Raw genomic sequence first — 17309 nt, 5'->3', positions numbered from 1 at the left:
GCGGCGCTGAGCCCCAAGTCAGCGCCGCACGAGGAGCCGGGCCATCTCCTCCGGCCTGGCTCCTCATTTTTTCATACCCCCACGCAGCTTCCTCAAATAAGGGGAGGCTGGGTGGGGGTATCCCCACATCAACCCAAGAGCTCTCGATGAACGCCACACTGACCAATCGCATGTCCGCCCTTCGCGCTCGCATGGCAGCGACAAATACCGACCTTGTCGTCATCGGTCCGTCCAGTCACATGCTGTATCTCGCCGACCTCGCCCCACACGGCGACGAGCGCCCGGTGCTTCTGATGGTCAGCCAGTCCTTTGCTGGCGTACTGATGCCCGCGCTTAACGTCGATAGCGCCCGCCAGCATACCGACCTGCCATTCTTCCCCTGGACCGACGCCGAGGGCCCGGCAGCTGCGCTAGAACAGCTGCTCGTCGCGACCGGTATCGACCGCACCGCGCCATCCGTGGTTCTGGACGAAACCATGCGCGCCGACTTCGCGCTGCTGGTAATCGACGCGCTGCCCGGCGCAACCCGCCGCTTCACCAATGATACGGTCGGCTACCTGCGCTCGCGCAAAGATGCCGCCGAGTATGACGCGCTCAAGAAAAGCGCGGTGCTCAACGATGCCGCCATGGCCGCCGGCTTTGCTGCCCTGCGCCCCGGCATCACCGAGCGCGAAGTGGCCACCGTCATCCGCGACTTCTACAAGGCCAATGGCGCCACCACTGAATTCTGCAGCGTGTGCTTTGGCCCCAACGGCGCCTTTCCGCACCACCACACCGGCGATACGCAGCTCAAGAGCGGCGATGCCGTGCTGATCGATACCGGCGCGCGCATCTATGGCTATCCATCCGACATGACCCGCGTCGGCTTCCTCGATACGGCGCCAGGTGGGTTTGGCCAGGTCCACTCCATCCTTGATCGCGCCGTGGACGCCGCCATCGCCGCTGCCAAGCCGGGCGTACCTGCCAGCGCCGTCGACAAGGCCGCCCGCGATGTGATCACCGCCGCCGGTTACGGCCCCAACTTCCTGCACCGCACCGGCCACGGCCTGGGTATCGACATTCACGAAACGCCATATATTACAGCGACTTCCGAAACGATCCTCGAAGAGGGCATGGTGTTCTCGATCGAGCCTGGCATCTATCTGCAGGGCCAGTTCGGCCTGCGCCTCGAAGAGATCGTCATCATCCGCAATGGTGTCGCCGAAATCCTCTCGGACATGCCGCGCACTGCCGTCGTCGGGGGCTAAAGAATACCCCCACCCAACCTCCCCCTGAAAAGGGGGAGGAGTTGTATCGTGCCGCAAACTGGATCTGTTCCTCCCCTATCAGGGGAGCGAGGTGGGGGTACTCCGATGTCTCAGCCTGCCGCGCCAATCCTCACCACACCCCGCCTCATCCTGCGCGCCCACACGCCGGATGATTTCGCCGCCTGCTGCACTCTCTGGTCCGACCCGGAAGTGACGCGGTTCATCGGCGGACGGCCCAATACGCCAGAAGAAGTCTGGCGCCGTATCCTCGCCTATGCCGGGCACTGGCAGCTTATGGGGTACGGATATTTCCTAGCCATCGACCGGCAGACCGGGGCTCTTGTCGGCGAATTCGGCCTTGCTGACTTTCATCGCGATATGACGCCATCGCTGGGCGATACGCCGGAAGCGGGCTGGGCGATGCTGCCACAATTTCAGGGTCTCGGACTTGCCCATGAAGCGCTTGCGGCAATCCTCGCTTGGGCCGACAGAGCCATGCCGCGCACGGTCTGCCTGATCGATCCGGCCAATCTGGCGTCACTCAGCCTCGCCGCCAAGCTGGGCTATCGCGAGTTTGCTCAGACCACGTACAAGGATCACGCCTCGATCCTGTTGGAGCGCTTCGCCAGCTAGTCGAGCAGCTCTGCGAGCCGGTGAATGATCCGGTCCGGCTTTACCGCCACATTGGGCTGCAAGCCGATCTCGAAGCGGTCGTACCAGATGCCCATTATGCCCAGGCGCTGCGGCGCCAGCACGTCCCACACCATGTCGTCGCCGATCATGATGGTGTCCTCGGGGGCAACGTCGAGCGCGGCCAGCGTATGCACATAGGCGCGACCGTCAGGCTTGCCGAACCCGGCTTCTTCTTCAACCTGGATATGATCGAAGCGTTCGCGCAGGCCGAAGCGGTCGACCTTGGCGTGCTGCACTTCGGTCGCACCATTGGTCACAAGGCCCAGCTTCATGCCCTGCGCCCGGTAAGCGTCGACGACCTGAAGGGCGTCTGGGTAGAGATACATATTCTCTTCCCGATAGTCGGCATAGCGGTCGGCGATCTCGCCTGCAACGTCATCCAACCCCGCAAAACCTGAGGATTTCAGGGCATCTTGGACGACGGCGCGCCGCGTCGCAACGGCCTGCAACCGCCATAGGCGGCGGTTGTCGTCGTCGCTGAGGAAGGTCGCCGTGCTGTCGGCAACCGCCTTTGCGACGGAGTCCATGGGTGCGTTGCCCAGCCGATCAGCGAACTCCGACACGACAGCGTGCCAGGCGGGGGCCGGGTTGGCGTAGGCGAAGATCAGCGTGTCATCGAGGTCGAATAGGACGGCTCTGGTCATGCAGGGCGACCGTAATGGCGCAGTACGGCAGCGCTTGCCGCGCCGAGATCGGTCGGATGACCGAGTTGCTGCAAGGCTTGTCCCAGCGCCAGAACATTGGCGAGAACGGCGTCCAGGCGGGCGCGGTTGCCGGTATGGTTGAGCCGCACCAAGCGGTCGGCGATCAGCCCGACGCCGGGGCCAATGCAGGTATCGAATGGTGCCAATTCTCGTAAAAGGCTATTGATTTCAATGGACTGGGGAATTTGTACCCCAGTCATCAGATTGGACGCGCCGGACGCCTCGACCCAAAGCGGTAGGCCCAGAGCTTCCACGCCGTCGCGGGTCGCGGCTGCTGCGCGCGCGTGGCGGGCAATGGCGTTGTCCAAACCCTCTGCCTCGAACCGATCCAGCGCCCCCGCGAGCGCATGAAATTCCAGCGCCGACGGCATGCCGGGCAAGGCGAGACGCCCCCGATCAAGCCAGTTATGCTTGAGATCGAGCAAAGACAGCGTCGATTGTTCGACACCGCCGGGTTGGGCAATCAGTCCCCAGGCTGTTGGGCTGACCGACAAGGCCGATAGTCCTGCCGATCCGCCCAGAGATTTTTGCGCGCCAATGACCACTATATCGAGGCCTAGCGCGTCGGTATTTAACTCATGGCCGCCGACCGAGGCGACGGCATCGACGACGACCACCGCACCGCGCGCTTTGGCGAGGGTGGCAATGTCTTCAAGCGGGTTGAGAATACCAGACGCTGACTCGGCGTGGACAAGTGCCACGACGCCGACGCCCGGCATGGCGTCCAGAGCGGCTGTGAAGGTCGCGATGGTGATGGGCAGGCCGGGCGCGGCAATAACGTTGGAAACCGCTGCGCCGCCTCGGGAAAGCCAGTCGCCAAACAGCCCGCCATAGGGGCTGGTGACGACGTTGAGAGCCTGAAGACCGGGCCGCGCGAGGCTGGTCGCCACGGCTTCAAGCGCGATGATAGCTTCGCCCTGTACCAGCAAGACATCATGCCGCGTGCCGAGCAGCGCGCCGATGCGGTCAGCGAGCTTGGCATAGCCGTAGACGGGGAATGGCGGGATGTCGAGCAGCGGGTTCCAGGTAAGCGAAGTCATTGCTTTTCCTTAGCGATTAACGATCAGGTGCGGCACGGCGTCGACCAGTGCGCGTCCTGTCGCGGATTGTGGGGCCGCAACAATGGCTTGTGTGGGGCCGGTTTCAACGATCCGGCCGGCATCCATGATGGCGATGCGGTGGGAAATCGCGCGGACCACAGCAATATCGTGCGACACGAAAATGTAGGCGAGGCCATCCTCGCGCTGCAAAGATACCAGCAATTCCAATATCTTGCCGCGAACCGATACATCGAGCGCCGAGACGGCTTCGTCGAGAACGACGAGGTCTGGCTTGGTGGAGATGGCGCGGGCGATGGCGACGCGCTGGCGCTGACCGCCCGAGATTTCGTGGATGGCGCGCTGGGCGAGGGTTGACGGCAGACCGACGCGATCCAGCAGATTGGCGATGGCGGCAGGACGCTCGCGGCGATTGGCTATGGCGTGAATTCTGAGAGGATCATCAAGGGCTTGGGAGACTGTGGCGCGCGGATTGAACGCCGCCAACGGGTCCTGAAATACCATCTGGATGCGCTTGCGTTGGGCTCGCAGAGCGGCGCCTTGCAGGGCCAGAAAGTCCTGCCCATCGAAGGTGACACGGCCCGAATCCGCGTTAACGAGTCGTAGCAGAACCCTCGAAAGTGTTGACTTCCCGCTACCCGATGGACCCACCAATCCCAGTGTTTCGCTACGATTGAGGGTCAGCGAAACGTCGTCCAGCGCGACAACACGTCGTCCGCCGCTGGAGAAGGTTTTGGAGAGGCCAGATGTCGACAACAATTTGGTCATGACGCCACCCCGATCAGCGGCGGACTGGTGAGGTCGATATGGCTGGCGATGAGTGTCGCGGTGTAGTCAGTCTGCGGATTGCCGAGCACGCTTTGGGCGGGGCCGGTTTCAACCAGAGCGCCATTGCGAAACACGGCGATGCGGTCGGCAAAGCCGGAGGCCAGTGCCATGTCGTGGGTGATGAACAGCAGCGTCATGCCGTCGGCGCGGACGAGTTCATCCAGCAGGGCCACGATCTCGGACTGCACCACCATGTCGAGCGCGCTGGTCGGTTCGTCGGCGATCAGCAGCTTTGGTTTGGCCGCGATGGCCGAGGCGATGGCGACGCGCTGGCGCTGCCCGCCGGACAGTTGATGCGGATAGGCGTCGATGGCGCGTTCGGGCTGCGGGATGCGGACACGGCCCAGCAGTTCCAGCGCCCGTTCGCGGGCCTGCCGCCAGTTCATCCCGAGGTGACGCTGGGCGACTTCGGCGATCTGCTCGCCAATGCGCAGCACCGGGTTAAGGCTGTTGCCAGGATCCTGAAACACCATGCCGATATCGCGGCCCGGCTGGGGTTGCGCGAGGTCGGGCCAGACCAGACTGCCTGAGATGCGGGCGTCGGTGGGGAGGAGGCCGGCCAAAGCCAGACCAAGCGTGCTCTTGCCCGAGCCGCTTTCTCCGATGATGGCGAGGCGTTCGCCGAAGCCCATGCTCAGATTGATGGCGTCGAGCGCGGCCTGCTCGGAACCGCGATAGGTAACGCTGAGGTTGCTGATATTGACCAGAGGAGCGGTCATGCGCGGCTCCTGCGACGGGCCAAAGCTTCGGACAAGCCTTCGCCGAATAGGTAGACGCCGAGCACGGTGACGACCAGCGCGAGGCCGGGGATGATCGACAGATAGGGCGACGAGCGCAGGACGGTGCGACCTTCGGCGATCATCGAACCCCAGGTGACGATATTGGGATCGCCGAGCCCGAGAAAGGACAAGGCCGCCTCGGTCAGCACCGCGCCCGCGACGATGACGGCGCTGAGCGCCAAAACCGGGGGTAGGGCATTGGGCAGGACTTCCTTGAGGGCGATTTCGAGCGGATGCATGCCGATGACGCGCGACGCAGCGACATAGTCGCGCTCGCGGATCGACAACACCTCCGCCCGTGCCAGTCGTGCGGGAGCGGTCCAGGCGCCCAGCGCGATGGCAAGGATGACCACCGGCAGCGACGCGCCGACGACGCTGACGAAAGCCAGCGCCAAAAGGAATCCCGGCACAATCTGGAAGGCGTCGACCACGCGCATCAGGGCCTCGTCGATTAGCCCGCCGGCAAACCCGGCCAGCGTGCCGATGACGGTGCCGACCAGCACGGCGACGATGGCGGCGGCAATGCCGACAGCCAGCGATGCGCGGGCCCCGTGCATCAGGCCGGCGAGAACGTTGCGGCCAAGGCGGTCGGTGCCGAGCGGCAGCGCCAGATCGGTGAAGGGGGTGAGCAATGGCTGGCCGACGATGGCGAGAGGATCGCGCGGGAAGAACAGCGGCGCGAGGAGGGCGGTCAGCGCCAGAATGACGAGGATAATCAACCCGGCGAGGCCTTCGGGAGATCGGATCAATCGCGTGAGCAGGGTCATGCGCTGGCCTCGCTGGCGCCGACGCGCGGATCGAGCAGGGCATAGGCGATATCGACGAGCAGATTGACGACGATGACGAGAATGGCGCTGACGACGATGATGCCCATGAGAAGCGGCGCATCACGGCCGGCGACGGCTTCTTGTGCCAGTCGTCCAAAGCCCGGAATGGCGAAGACGCTTTCGATGACGACGCTGCCGCCCAGCATGCCCGCGACCTGCACGCCAAGCATGGTGAGCAGCGGCAGCAGCGCATTGCGGGCGATGTGGCGCCAGACAATGCGGGTACGGCTCAGCCCCTTGGCGCTGGCCGCGAGGGCAAAATCCTGCCGCCACACCTCGGCCATGGCGGCGCGCATGGTGCGCAGGAACAGCGCCAGATAGATCATGCCGAGGGCGCTGACGGGCAGCACCAGATGGCGGGCGATGTCCAGCGCGCGGTCCAGCCCTTCCTTGCCCGAGGCGATGGTTTCGACGCCCGATGTGGGGAACCAGCGCAACTGCACGCCGAACACGACGCTGAGCACCAGCCCGAGCCAGAAACTGGGAATGGCATAGAGCGCCAGTGATGCGGTGGAGAGGGCGCGATCACGTAGGCTGCCGGGTTTGGCGCCCGCCACGACGCCGAGGAGCGAGCCAACGCCGAAGGAGAGGGCGGTGGCACTGCCCATCAGCCACAGCGTATTGGGCAGGCGTTCGAGCACGACCTGACCGATCGGGCGGCCAAAGGTAACAGACCAGCCGAGCTCGAAGCGCGCAAGGGAGCTGATATAGAGCCAGAGGCGCGACCAGACGGATTGATCGAGGCCATAGCTGGCGCGCAGGCCCGCGATCAACGCCGCATCGCCGCCGCCGATGGAGGCGAGATAGGCGTCAACGGCATCGCCGGACGCGGCTTCGAGCAGGAAGAACGTGCCAATGACAACGATCAGGAGCACCGGAATGCTGCTGATCGTGCGTTGGAGCAATAGGCGAAAGGCGCGTCTCACGACGGTGCTGAACCTCGGGATGGGGTGGGCTGTGAGTTGATGGGTGTTTGCTGGAATTGTCTATCCCGTTGGGGGATTGCGAAGCACTACGTCATGCCCGCGAAAGCGGGAATCTCACGGTTTCGGTGCATGTCCGAAGGAGGTCCCCGCTTGCGCGGGAATGACGCGGTGGTTGGGCAGGCAGGAGTTATGCAGTCATGGCCACGCAGCCAACAATCAAATGCCCCGCCATCTCAGGATGGATCCCGGCTCAAGGCCGGGATGACACCGAGTTTTTTTGCTTACTGCTCTAGCGCTGTATCGGCCCAGTTGGAGACGGCCCAGCGTGGGTTGTTGGATACGTTGAGCACCTTCGTGCTGGCGACGGTGATGAAACCCCATTCGGCGACGTTGATCAGCGGAAGGTCTTCGACGACCAGCTTCTGGAACTCGTTGAACAGTTCGGTGCGGGCCTTGGTGTCGACAGTGACGTTGGCCTTGTCGATCAGGGCATCCAGGGTTGGGTTCACATAGCCGCCCTGGTTGGAGAAGGGCACGCCATCGGCGGTGCCGCTCTTGACGAGGATGGTGGTGGACACAGCCGGATCGCCGCGGAACACGGGCGGAGCGACCGCCAGATCGAAGGCGTGGTCGGTGTAGACGGCCTTCTGGTGGGCGGCAGAGTCATTGTTGACGATCTCGGCATTGATGCCGACGTCTGCCAGTGCCTGACGCAGATAGTCGCCGAACTGCTTGGTTTCGTTGAAGTATGGCGCGGGCAATAGCTTGAGCGCAAAGCGGGTGCCGTCGGCGCCGCGTGGATAGCCGGCCTCGTCGAGCAGCGCATTGGCCTTGGCGACGTCGAAGTCGTAAGTCGGCACATCGGCGTCGTAGAATTCGGGCGCGTTCTTGGGCACGGGGCCGGTCGAGGTCGCGGCATAGCCGAGGAAGATGGTGTCGACGACGAACTGCTTGTCGATGGCGTGGGCGATGGCCTGCCGCACCTTGAGATTTGCGAGTTCTTCGCGGCGGTGGTTGATCTCGACGACCAGCTGATAGGTGAGGCCTTCATAGCCCTTGGAAATGACCTCAATGCCCGGCACCTGCGCAATGCGGGCCAGGTCGGCCAGTGGGACGGCCGAGAAGGCGGCGAGCTGGATTTCCTCGGCTTCGAGCGCACTGGCGGCAGCGGCGCGGTCCGGCAGGACGCGATAGATGATCTCGTCGAGCAGCGGCTCGTTCTCGCCCCAATAGTTTTCGTTGCGTTCGAGGCGGTAATATTCGCCGGGCTTGTATTCGGCGAACTTGAACGGGCCAGTACCGACAAGCTGGTTATTGGCCGGATTGGTGGCGATGTCGGTGCCGTCAAACAGATGCTTGGCGATGACGCTGGTCACGGCGGGCAGGGCGTTGCGGATCAGCTGGAACGGCGTTGGCTGCGAGAAGCGGAACACGGCCGTCAGATCGTCGGGCGTATCGACGGCTTCAAGGTTGGCGAAGACCAGACGGCCAAGGTTCTGCAGCGGCTTCCATACCTGAAGCGCCGAGAAGGCGACGTCGGCCGAGGTGAACGGCTTGCCATCGTGCCAGGTGACGCCCTCACGCAGCTTGAAGGTGGCGCTGAGGCCATCCTCGGAGCCTTCCCAGCTGGTGGCGAGGCGTGGGGCCAACCCGTCAACACCATCAAACGAGGCTTCGGCCAGCGGCTCGATCACCTTGCTGGCAACGAAAAACACGCCATTGGACGCGACGACGGCCGGATTGAGGTTTTTCGGCTCGGAGTCGGCCGCGACGACAAGACGCCCGCCGGCCTGCTGCGCATAGGCGAAACGCGGCAGTGCGGTCGACGCCAGCAGCACGCTGGCGCCCTGCAACAGGGTACGGCGCGAAAGCAGGAAACTTGTCATCTTGGGAAAACTCCGTTTCGTCTGAGCGGGTTAGGCGCCCGCTGAATTATCTGGTCATATTCTGCGCAATATCCGGGCGGCGCGAGAGATGAATTTTCGTAGCATTGCGGCAGCGAGACAAATTTGCATCTGCCGCGCGTCTGAACCGCAAGCGTGGTCTAGCCGACCTTGGCGAGGAGGTCCGCATAGTGCCGGGCAGCCACATCAGGATGCGAGCGGAGGCGCCCCTTGAGGTAGTTGCGGCCGACATCGCGGAACAGCGGATTGAGCGGATCGCTGGCGGGGCCGGTAGCTTCCCTGGCGAGATGCTCGGAGAGATTGAGCAGCGGGACGGTGGCGTTGAGATCAGCGCCGAAGAAATAGGGGATCGACAGGCGATCGCGACCGGCGGACGGCGAGACGACGCGGTGGACGGTGGCGCGCAGATAGCCGTTCGAGGCGAGTTCGAGGATTTCGCCGATATTGATGATGAAGGTGCCATCGATTGGCACAGCATCAATCCAGCTGCCATCGGAAGCCTCGACCTGGAGGCCACCGACATCGTCCTGCAACAGCAAGGTCAGGAAGCCGCTATCCTTGTGTGCGCCGACGCCCTGACTGGAGCGATCGCCGGTCTGGGCGGGGTAGCGGACGACCTTGAGGTGTTCGCTGGGGATGCCGCGATAGATCTGGGCGAAAACATCCTCGTCCTGCCCCAGCGCCAGTGCGAAGGCACGCAGCAGGTCGATGGAAACGCGGGTGAGTTCGGACTGCCATTCGAGCAGGGTCTTACGGAATTCGGGCAGAGCGGCGGGCCAAAGATTTGGGCCCTGCAGGCGCAGCCAGGGCTGGTCGGCGGGGACCGGGCTGACGGGGAGCTCGGAGCCGATGTCGATCTGCTCGCGCCAATCCTGCTGGCCGCGCGTAATCTCCTGACCGGCGCGGGTATAGCCACGGAAATGGGGCGAGTTGACCATTTCGATGGCCAGCTTGTCGGCTTCTGGCAGCGCGAAGAACTGCTGCGATACGTCGATCAGGCGGGCTTGCAGCGTGGGCGATACGCCGTGGCCCTTGAGGTAGAAAAAGCCATAGTCGCGAGCGGCGTGGCGCAGGTCCGACAGAAACTGCTCCCGGGTTTCGGGCTTGGCAAATTGGGTGAAATCGAGAACCGGCAGTTGTGACATTGGAAATCCCTCAGGCAGGACGACGAAGGTATTGCTCCAGCCACAGGCTGTAGCGCGACCCGATAATGCAGATGACGAAGTAGATGGTGGCGGCGACGAAATAGGCCTCGTCGTAAAAGCCCAGCCAGTTTGGATCGATGGTCGAGTTCTTGGCGGCGTTGAGCAGGTCGAACACGCCGATGACGGCCAGCAGCGAAGTCGCGAGCAGAAACCCGATGGCAAGGTTGACCATGGCCGGGATAACCATGCGCATGGCCTGCGGCAGGATCACCAGCCCGACAATGCGCCAATAACCAAGGCCCAGCGCCTTTGCCGCCTCGTACTGGCCATTGGGAATGGCCTGCAGCCCGGCGCGCACGACTTCGGCGACATAGGCCGACCAGAACAGGGCGATCAGGATCATCGCGCGGCCGATCTTGTCGATCAGCTGGCCGTTGGGGATCATCATCGGCAGGATCAGCATGGCGACATAAAGGATGGCCACCATCGGCGTGCCGCGCATCACCTCGATGAAGATGATCGCCAGCGTCCGCAGACCGCCCATATTGGACTGCCGCGCTAGTGCAAGCCCGATGGCCAGCGGAATGGCGACGGCAAAGCACACCATGGCGACCAGAAGGGTGATCGGCAGGCCGCCCCATTGGTTGGACGGAACGGTGGGGCCGATGGCGGTGCCGGCCAGCAAAATCCAGCAGATGACCGGCACGGCGATCCACAACAGTATTGTCGCCGGATGCCAGCTACGGGGCAGGGCCGTGAAGGCCAAAAGGCCGAGCAGCAAGACAGCCACAACCATCGGCCGCCAGTGCAGCGCCGGTGGATAGAAGGCGTAGAGGATGAAGTTGATCTTGGTGGTGACGAAGGCCCAGCAGGCGCCGGTGCCAGCCTTGCAGTCATCGGAGGTACCAACCCAAGTCGCGTCGATCAGCGCCCATCTGATGAAGGGCGGGATGACGAGGGCGAGGAAGCCGAGGGTAAGCAGGGTGATGACGGTGTTGAGCGGCGTGCCGAACAGGCCCTGCCGCCACTTGCGCCAGTCCTGCCCACGGCTGGGCGGTAGAGGAAGGGCCGGAATGGTCATCGCATCCCCATCCCGCGCATGGCGACGCGGCGGTTATACTGGTTCATCAGCGCCGAGACGGAGAGGTTGAGCGTCAGGTAGACGCCGATCAGGATGGCCAGGGCTTCGAGCGCCTGGCCGGTGGTGTTGGCGGTGGTGTTGATGACGTTGACGAGGTCCGGATAGCCGATAGCGACGGCCAAGCTCGAATCCTTGGTGAGGTCGAGATAGCTGGAGGTGATCAACGGGGTGATGACGCGGAGCGCCTGTGGCAGCACGACGAGCCGCATGATGGTGCCATTGTGCAGACCCAGCGCCCGCGCCGCTTCCCACTGGCCGCGATCAACGGATTCGATGCCAGCGCGGACGATCTCGGAAATGGCTGCGGAGAATTTGACGATCAGACCGGTCAAAAGCGCTGCAAATTCAGGGCTGAGATTGTAGCCGCCACGAATGTTGAAGCCGGCGAGGGCTGGGACTTCAAAGCGCGTTGTCGTGCCGGTCAAAGCCAGAGCAAGGCCGGAGACCGCGACGACACCGAGCAGAATGAACAGGACGGTCTTCAGCAAGAGTTTGTCGCGGCGCTTCAGCAGGACGATGGCGACAATGCCGGCGACGATGGAGGCGAGGATAGCCAGCCAGCCGAGGCCCGAGACGTTTTCCACGATTAAGCCCGGCACGAAGATGCCGCGATTGGAGAGGAATGCGCCATCCCCGACCGAAATGGCCTGACGCGGCGCCGGCAGCGCCTTGGTCAGCGCGCTCCAGAAGAATAGCTGCAGCAGCAACGGCGTGTTGCGGATGATTTCGACATACCAGCGGACGATGCCAGCCAGCAGCAGGTTACCGGAGAGGCGCGCGACGCCGAGGGTGACGCCGAGGATTGTTGCAAAGACGCAGCCAAGGATCGCGACCTTTATGGTGTTCAGCAGGCCGACGAGAATGGCGCGTGAATAGGTATCAGCCGATGAATAGGGGATCATCGCTTCGCCGATTTCGAAATTGGCCGAACGGCTCAGAAAGCCGAAGCCCGGCACGATCCCGGCCTTGGCCATGGTCTCAAGCGTGTTTGAGCCAAACCACCAGAACAACAGGATTGCGCCAAAGACGAGCAGAGCCTGCGCCAATGGGCGCGGGCCCCACCAGGTCTGAATTTTCGCGAGTAAGCCGGGTCTTGGAAGACCCGGCTCGGCAGTGATGGTCATCGAGGTCAGACCCGGTCAGTGTTAGCGCCAGGCTGGTGCGTAGAGCAGGCCGCCATCGGTCCACAGGCTGTTATAGCCACGTTCCCACTTGAAGATGCTGTCCTTGCCGATGTTGCGCTCGAAGATCTCGCCATAGTTACCCACGGCCTTGATGATGTTGTAGGCGAACTTTGGATCAAGGCCGATGGCTTCGCCCAGAGCTGGATCGGTGCCGAGGAAGCGCTGGACCAGTGGGTCTTCCGACTTCAGGAAATCGTCGACATTGGCCTGAGTGATGCCCAGTTCTTCTGCCTGAATGGTGGCCCAGACCGTCCAGTTGACGATCTCGAGCCAACGGTCATCGCCGTGGCGGATCGCCGGTGCGAGAGGCTCCTTGGATAGGCGCTCTGGCAGCAGGATGAAGTCTTCGGGGTTCTTGAGCTGGGTCTGCTTGATGCCCAGATCAGAGGCGTCCTGGGTGATGGCGTCCACACGGCCCGATTCCAGTGCGGCGAGGAATTCGTTGGTGTCTTCGATGGTGACCGGGGTGAAGGTCTTGCCGTTCTTGCGGAAGAAGTCGGCGATGTTGAGCTCGCCCGTGGTGCCCGACTGAACGCCGATGGTGGCGCCATCAAGATCGGCACCGGAGGTCACGCCGAGGTCTTTGCGGACCAGGAGGCCCTGACCATCGTAGAACACGGTTGGGCCGAAGTGGAAGCCGAGCTGGAACGAGCGAGAAATGGTCTGCGTCACGCCTGAAAGCAGGATGTCGAATTCGCCGGCCTGTAGGGCTGGCAGGCGCTGCTGTGGCGAGGAGGAGGTGAACTCGACCTTGGTTGGGTCATTGAACACGGTCACGGCCAGAGCGCGACCGAAGTCGATGAAGAAGCCCTTCCATTCGCCATTGGCGTCTGGTGCGAAAAAGCCTGGCTGGCTGCCCACGCCAACCTTGATCACGCCGCGTGCGACGATGGCGTCGAGGTCTTCGCCGGCATGGCTGGCCACTGGTGCAGCAGCGACGGTGAGAGCCAGCACAGCCGCAGCTGTCGCACGCCAGAAGCCAGTCGAGGTGCCGGAACGGCCCCGGGAAATCTGTGTCATTGTCGTCTCCATCAATACAACCAGGTGCAGGGATGAGCCCCGGTCGCGGGGGCCGACAGCTCGATCGCCGCCGCCCAAACCCACTCACAACGCTGATGGTACGGGAGTGCCGTTTTAAGTCTATTCGCTAGGTAGAGTTTAATTGCCTAGTTGGCGCGGGCTGTAAAATGTTCTGCTCACAGATCGAGGGAACAGCTCACGTCGCCAACAAGAGCGGCAACATACGGAAAACATTGCCGCCCCTTTTGAGAGCCGGTCGATGGCGGAGAATTACTCCGCCATCGAGTGGGCGCGCTCGAGCGCCTTTTCTTCTTCCGTCTTGGGCTTGCCGGTCTTTTTGGGGCCGCGCAGCATCAAGATCAGCGGGATGGCAACGAGGCTCAGCAGCAGCATCATCCAGAAGTCGTCGATATAGGCCAGGATGGCCGCCTGCTGTGTCACCATGCTGTTGATGATCGAAACAGTCTGCGGATTGCCGGTCAAAAGGCCCGGCATCTGGTTCATGACGCTCTGCGACGTTGCCGTCAGGCGTTCGGCCAGTTCGGCGTGATTGACCTGCATCATGTTGGACAGCACAGCCGTCACCAGCGAGATGCCGACGCCGTTGCCCATGTTACGAACCAACGCGAACATTGAGGTCGCGTCGGCACGGTACTTTGGAGCAATCGTGGCAAAAGCCATGGTGGAGAGTGGCACGAACAGGAAGCCCATACCAAAGCCCTGGATGCAGCCGGTGATGATCACCGGCCAGTAATCCATCTCGAGGTCAAAGCTGGTCATGCCCCAGAGCGAGTAGGCCATGCAGGCGGTGCCGACCAGCATCATGATACGCGGATCGACCTTGCCGCTTAGTCTGCCGACCACCACCATGGAGAGCATCGTGGCAACGCCGCGTGGCGCCATGATCAGGCCGGTCAGCACGACGGGATAACCCATCAGGTTCTGCAGCAGGGGAGGCAGCAAGGCCAGGCCCGAGAACAGCGTGATGCCGACGATAAACATCAGGATCGAGGCGAGCGAGAAGTTCAGGTCCCTGAACATGCGCACGTCGATGAAGGGTTCCTTGGCGGTGAGGCAATGGACGACGAAGACCCAAAGCCCGGTCAGAACCAGTCCAAGTTCAATCCAGGTTTCAGTCGACTGGAACCATGAATTGTCCGCACCACGATCCAACATCAGCTGTAGCGCGCCAACGCCCAGAGCCAGCATGCCGAAGCCGAAGAAGTCGAAACGGCGACGTTTGATGTCGGTGTCGGGCATGTAGAGCCACAACATGACGACGGTGATGACACCAACCGGCAGGTTGATAAGGAACACCCAGCGCCAGTCAAAGCTCTCGGTCAGCCAGCCGCCCAAAGTGGGGCCGACAATGGGCGCGACCATGATGCCCATGCCATAAATGGCCATGGCCTGGCCCAGCCGCTCGCGTGGATTGATATTGAGCATCATGGTCTGGGCCAGCGGCGCGATCACCGCACCAAACATGCCTTGCATGATACGGAACATCACCATTTCCGGCAGGCTGGTGGCGATGCCACACAGAGCCGAAGCGACGGTGAAGCCGATGACGGCGATGAGGAACAGCCGTTTTTGCCCGATGCGGTCACTGACCCAGCCCGTGAGCGGCGTCGCGATGGCGGCGGCCACGATATAGGAGGTGAGAACCCAGGTGATTTCGTTCTGCGCGGCGCCAAGCGAGGCCGCCATGTGGGGCAGGGCAACGTTGGCAATGGTAGTATCGAGCACCTGCATGACAGTGCCAAGCATCAGGGCGGCGGTGAGCAGCCCCTTGTTCTTGACGATGATGGTTGGTGCGGAAATGATCTGCGTCGGAGCTTTGGCCATATTGGCCTCCAGGGCATGCAAAGCCTGGCGCGGGCTGGCCGCGCCAGGAGGGCCTTACTTGCCCATCAGCTTGTCGAGCGTGCTGCGGCCGGTATCGACGGTCACCGTGGCGCTCATGCCGGTCTTGAGCAGGGCCAGATCCGAAGCAGCGTCGATGGTGACGTGGACCGGCAGGCGCTGCACGACCTTGACCCAGTTGCCGGTGGCGTTCTGGGCGGGGATCAGGGAGAATTCCGAACCCGTTGCGGCGCCAAGGCTCTGAACCGTGCCATGCAGCACAGTTGGATAGGCATCGACCTTGATTTCGACCGGCTGCCCGACGACGAGGTCGCCCAGCTGCGTTTCTTTGAAGTTGGCCTGAATCCAGGTGTCGTCGGTCTGAACCAGCGACGCGATGGTGGTGCCGGCAGCAATGAACTGGCCGACATTGAGGCTCGAAACGTTGGCGACGATACCGCTGGCAGGGGCTTCGACGGTGGATTTGTCGAGGTTGCGCTGGGCCTGCTCAAGAGCCGCCATGGCCTGCAGAACTGCAGGGTGCTGATCGGTGACGATATTGGGATCACCACCAAGCGCTGCCGCAGCGCCAGCAACCTGCTGGTCGGCGAGGGCAACGGCTGCCTGAGCCTGCTGCAGCGCCAGCTTGGAGTCGTCGAGGGTCGAGTTTGCGTTGACGCCCTGGCTGACCAACGAGGTCTGCCGATCAAAGGCGGCCTGGCGGATTTCGACGGTCTGCTGCGCCGAAGCGAGTTGCGCCTGAGCCGTGCCGTAGCTGACCTTGAGCTCCTCGACATTGACCCGCGCCGTTGCCAGCGCCGCATTGGCCTGGCTCACCGCGATGCGGTAGGGCTGGGGATCAAGCATGAACAGGACATCGCCGGCCTGAACATGCTGGTTCTCGACCACATTGACCTGCGAAACGCGACCAGCCACGTCCGCGCTGAGCGAGACTTTGGGCTGCTGCACATAAGCATTATCGGTTTCTTCGTAGCGACCGCCGGTCAAATAGAACCAGGCACCGGCTGCGACGATGATCAGCGGAACGCTCACCATCAAAATGTTGCGGCGCGCATTGCTCTTGTGTTCGGCAGGCGCTTCTTCGTTGGTGACAGAATGCAGCAACGGGGCTTGTGGCGTTTCGGCCTTCGGCGTCGCCTTGTCGGCGAGCGGGAGTGGAACGACGCTAGCTTCACCGGGCTTCGGATCAGTAACGCGGGCGGTCATTTAGCTGGCTTCCTTCTCTGTGTCGGCCACTTGGTCGAGATTGTTTAGGTTGTTTCGGATCAGGGTGAGGGCGTTCACCACCCCCTCTTTTTCGGCTTCGCTTAAACCGGTGATGGCATTGGCATAAAGTTCGCGACCAACGTCTTTGGCCATTTTCACCACCGCGTCGCCAGCCTCGGTGAGGCGGGCGAACTTGGCGCGGCTATCGTCAGGATGCGTGTAGCGTTCGAGCAGGCCGCGCTTTTCCAGTCGGTCCAGAATGCCACTCATCGTCATCGGGTCAGCGTCGATGCTTGCGGCGAGGGCGACCTGAGTGATGGCGTCCTGCTTGTAGATTTCAACCAGCGTGCGCCACTGCGCCAGGGTCAGTCCATGATGGCGTGCTTCCACCTCGAACCGGCGCCGGAACAACCGCGCCACATCGTGGACCAGATAGCCAATCGGCCGCTCGTTTCTGATCTCGTCGTCCATCTCAAAATTCCATAAGGACACTTATAATAAGAGGGCATATAATAAGCACACGAACAAAGTCAAATGCAGCGGCAGCATGGCTGCTCGTCTCCAAGAACACGCAACCGTTCTGGCCCTGGTCACAGTCGGATCATGTCAGCAGAGCATCAGACGAACTCTGGGTCTGAAAACGACGCTTCGGCGCAAAAGTTGCCGGAATCGTAGCGCGATGAGTACGGTTTTGCGTCTGGAGCTGGGATTTGAGCAATTGGGTGCTGGGCGGCGTTCGTTATAGCGAGCGGGTATTCGTGATATTGGTCGATGCCGTCTGTTC

Annotated in this window: 16 protein-coding genes; 2 read left to right on the top strand and 14 right to left on the bottom strand. The window is 62.5% G+C overall.

All coding sequences use genetic code 11. From position 1 onward, the window contains the following. Positions 1–146: 146 nt before the first annotated feature. Together ABIE28_RS10950 and ABIE28_RS10945 are read left to right on the top strand one after the other, a co-directional pair. Positions 147–1247, top strand: a complete 1101-nt coding sequence (locus ABIE28_RS10950) for a M24 family metallopeptidase (RefSeq protein WP_354062840.1) — start codon at positions 147–149, stop codon at positions 1245–1247. 105 nt (positions 1248–1352) lie between these two features. Further along, the gene (locus ABIE28_RS10945) at positions 1353–1880 is read left to right on the top strand and encodes a GNAT family N-acetyltransferase (RefSeq protein WP_354062838.1); all 528 of its coding nucleotides are present in this window, start codon (positions 1353–1355) and stop codon (positions 1878–1880) included. On the opposite strand, the gene ABIE28_RS10940 is transcribed toward ABIE28_RS10945, so the two are convergent. From ABIE28_RS10940 to ABIE28_RS10875, 14 genes are all read right to left on the bottom strand, one after another. Then, a complete protein-coding gene (locus ABIE28_RS10940) occupies positions 1877–2584 on the bottom strand; it encodes an HAD family hydrolase (RefSeq protein WP_354062836.1) in 708 nt (235 codons plus the stop codon). The genes ABIE28_RS10945 and ABIE28_RS10940 overlap by 4 nt on opposite strands. After that, on the bottom strand, positions 2581–3684 hold the full coding sequence (locus ABIE28_RS10935) for an aminotransferase class V-fold PLP-dependent enzyme (protein ID WP_354062834.1): 1104 nt from the start codon (positions 3682–3684) through the stop codon (positions 2581–2583). Before ABIE28_RS10935 ends, ABIE28_RS10940 begins: the two co-directional genes overlap by 4 nt. Positions 3685–3693: 9 nt before the next feature. After that, on the bottom strand, positions 3694–4470 hold the full coding sequence (locus ABIE28_RS10930; RefSeq protein WP_354062832.1) for an ATP-binding cassette domain-containing protein: 777 nt from the start codon (positions 4468–4470) through the stop codon (positions 3694–3696). After that, positions 4467–5249: an ATP-binding cassette domain-containing protein gene (locus ABIE28_RS10925; RefSeq protein WP_354062830.1), complete on the bottom strand. Its 783-nt coding sequence runs from the start codon at positions 5247–5249 to the stop codon at positions 4467–4469. The genes ABIE28_RS10930 and ABIE28_RS10925 overlap by 4 nt, the downstream gene beginning before the upstream one ends. After that, positions 5246–6076: an ABC transporter permease gene (locus ABIE28_RS10920; RefSeq protein WP_354062828.1), complete on the bottom strand. Its 831-nt coding sequence runs from the start codon at positions 6074–6076 to the stop codon at positions 5246–5248. Before ABIE28_RS10920 ends, ABIE28_RS10925 begins: the two co-directional genes overlap by 4 nt. Further along, positions 6073–7062, bottom strand: a complete 990-nt coding sequence (locus ABIE28_RS10915; RefSeq protein WP_354062826.1) for an ABC transporter permease — start codon at positions 7060–7062, stop codon at positions 6073–6075. The genes ABIE28_RS10920 and ABIE28_RS10915 overlap by 4 nt, the downstream gene beginning before the upstream one ends. A gap of 281 nt (positions 7063–7343) precedes the next feature. Then, on the bottom strand, positions 7344–8948 hold the full coding sequence (locus ABIE28_RS10910; protein ID WP_354062824.1) for an ABC transporter substrate-binding protein: 1605 nt from the start codon (positions 8946–8948) through the stop codon (positions 7344–7346). Positions 8949–9106: 158 nt separating this feature from the next. Then, entirely contained in the window at positions 9107–10111 is a 1005-nt protein-coding gene (locus tag ABIE28_RS10905) for an isopenicillin N synthase family dioxygenase (protein ID WP_354062822.1), read from the bottom strand. Between the two features lie 10 nt (positions 10112–10121). Continuing rightward, positions 10122–11192, bottom strand: coding sequence for an amino acid ABC transporter permease (locus ABIE28_RS10900; RefSeq protein WP_354062820.1), 1071 nt, complete (start codon positions 11190–11192; stop codon positions 10122–10124). Beyond that, complete coding sequence (locus ABIE28_RS10895; RefSeq protein WP_354062818.1) at positions 11189–12376, bottom strand: amino acid ABC transporter permease; 1188 nt, start codon at positions 12374–12376, stop codon at positions 11189–11191. Before ABIE28_RS10895 ends, ABIE28_RS10900 begins: the two co-directional genes overlap by 4 nt. A 21-nt stretch (positions 12377–12397) precedes the next feature. Then, positions 12398–13456: an amino acid ABC transporter substrate-binding protein gene (locus tag ABIE28_RS10890; RefSeq protein ID WP_354062816.1), complete on the bottom strand. Its 1059-nt coding sequence runs from the start codon at positions 13454–13456 to the stop codon at positions 12398–12400. Between the two features lie 270 nt (positions 13457–13726). After that, complete coding sequence (locus tag ABIE28_RS10885) at positions 13727–15301, bottom strand: DHA2 family efflux MFS transporter permease subunit (RefSeq protein ID WP_354062814.1); 1575 nt, start codon at positions 15299–15301, stop codon at positions 13727–13729. A 54-nt stretch (positions 15302–15355) separates the two neighbouring features. Beyond that, the gene (locus ABIE28_RS10880; RefSeq protein ID WP_354062812.1) at positions 15356–16525 is read right to left on the bottom strand and encodes an HlyD family secretion protein; all 1170 of its coding nucleotides are present in this window, start codon (positions 16523–16525) and stop codon (positions 15356–15358) included. Next, positions 16526–16996 carry a MarR family winged helix-turn-helix transcriptional regulator gene (locus ABIE28_RS10875; RefSeq protein WP_354062810.1) on the bottom strand — a complete coding sequence of 157 codons (471 nt, stop codon included), beginning with the start codon at positions 16994–16996 and terminating at the stop codon, positions 16526–16528. Positions 16997–17309 lie beyond the last annotated feature (313 nt).

The sequence above is a fragment of the Devosia sp. 2618 genome (genome assembly GCF_040546815.1).
In the GTDB taxonomy this organism is placed as follows: domain Bacteria; phylum Pseudomonadota; class Alphaproteobacteria; order Rhizobiales; family Devosiaceae; genus Devosia.
This window is presented reverse-complemented; position numbering and strand designations above follow the sequence as displayed.

Coding starts and splice junctions, on each gene's coding strand:
- ABIE28_RS10950 (WP_354062840.1), top strand. CDS start 147: ATGAACGCCACACTGACCAATCGCATGTCCGCCCTTCGCGCTCGCATG.
- ABIE28_RS10945 (WP_354062838.1), top strand. CDS start 1,353: ATGTCTCAGCCTGCCGCGCCAATCCTCACCACACCCCGCCTCATCCTG.
- ABIE28_RS10940 (WP_354062836.1), bottom strand. CDS start 2,584: ATGACCAGAGCCGTCCTATTCGACCTCGATGACACGCTGATCTTCGCC.
- ABIE28_RS10935 (WP_354062834.1), bottom strand. CDS start 3,684: ATGACTTCGCTTACCTGGAACCCGCTGCTCGACATCCCGCCATTCCCC.
- ABIE28_RS10930 (WP_354062832.1), bottom strand. CDS start 4,470: ATGACCAAATTGTTGTCGACATCTGGCCTCTCCAAAACCTTCTCCAGC.
- ABIE28_RS10925 (WP_354062830.1), bottom strand. CDS start 5,249: ATGACCGCTCCTCTGGTCAATATCAGCAACCTCAGCGTTACCTATCGC.
- ABIE28_RS10920 (WP_354062828.1), bottom strand. CDS start 6,076: ATGACCCTGCTCACGCGATTGATCCGATCTCCCGAAGGCCTCGCCGGG.
- ABIE28_RS10910 (WP_354062824.1), bottom strand. CDS start 8,948: ATGACAAGTTTCCTGCTTTCGCGCCGTACCCTGTTGCAGGGCGCCAGC.
- ABIE28_RS10905 (WP_354062822.1), bottom strand. CDS start 10,111: ATGTCACAACTGCCGGTTCTCGATTTCACCCAATTTGCCAAGCCCGAA.
- ABIE28_RS10900 (WP_354062820.1), bottom strand. CDS start 11,192: ATGACCATTCCGGCCCTTCCTCTACCGCCCAGCCGTGGGCAGGACTGG.
- ABIE28_RS10895 (WP_354062818.1), bottom strand. CDS start 12,376: ATGACCATCACTGCCGAGCCGGGTCTTCCAAGACCCGGCTTACTCGCG.
- ABIE28_RS10890 (WP_354062816.1), bottom strand. CDS start 13,456: ATGACACAGATTTCCCGGGGCCGTTCCGGCACCTCGACTGGCTTCTGG.
- ABIE28_RS10885 (WP_354062814.1), bottom strand. CDS start 15,301: ATGGCCAAAGCTCCGACGCAGATCATTTCCGCACCAACCATCATCGTC.
- ABIE28_RS10880 (WP_354062812.1), bottom strand. CDS start 16,525: ATGACCGCCCGCGTTACTGATCCGAAGCCCGGTGAAGCTAGCGTCGTT.
- ABIE28_RS10875 (WP_354062810.1), bottom strand. CDS start 16,996: ATGGACGACGAGATCAGAAACGAGCGGCCGATTGGCTATCTGGTCCAC.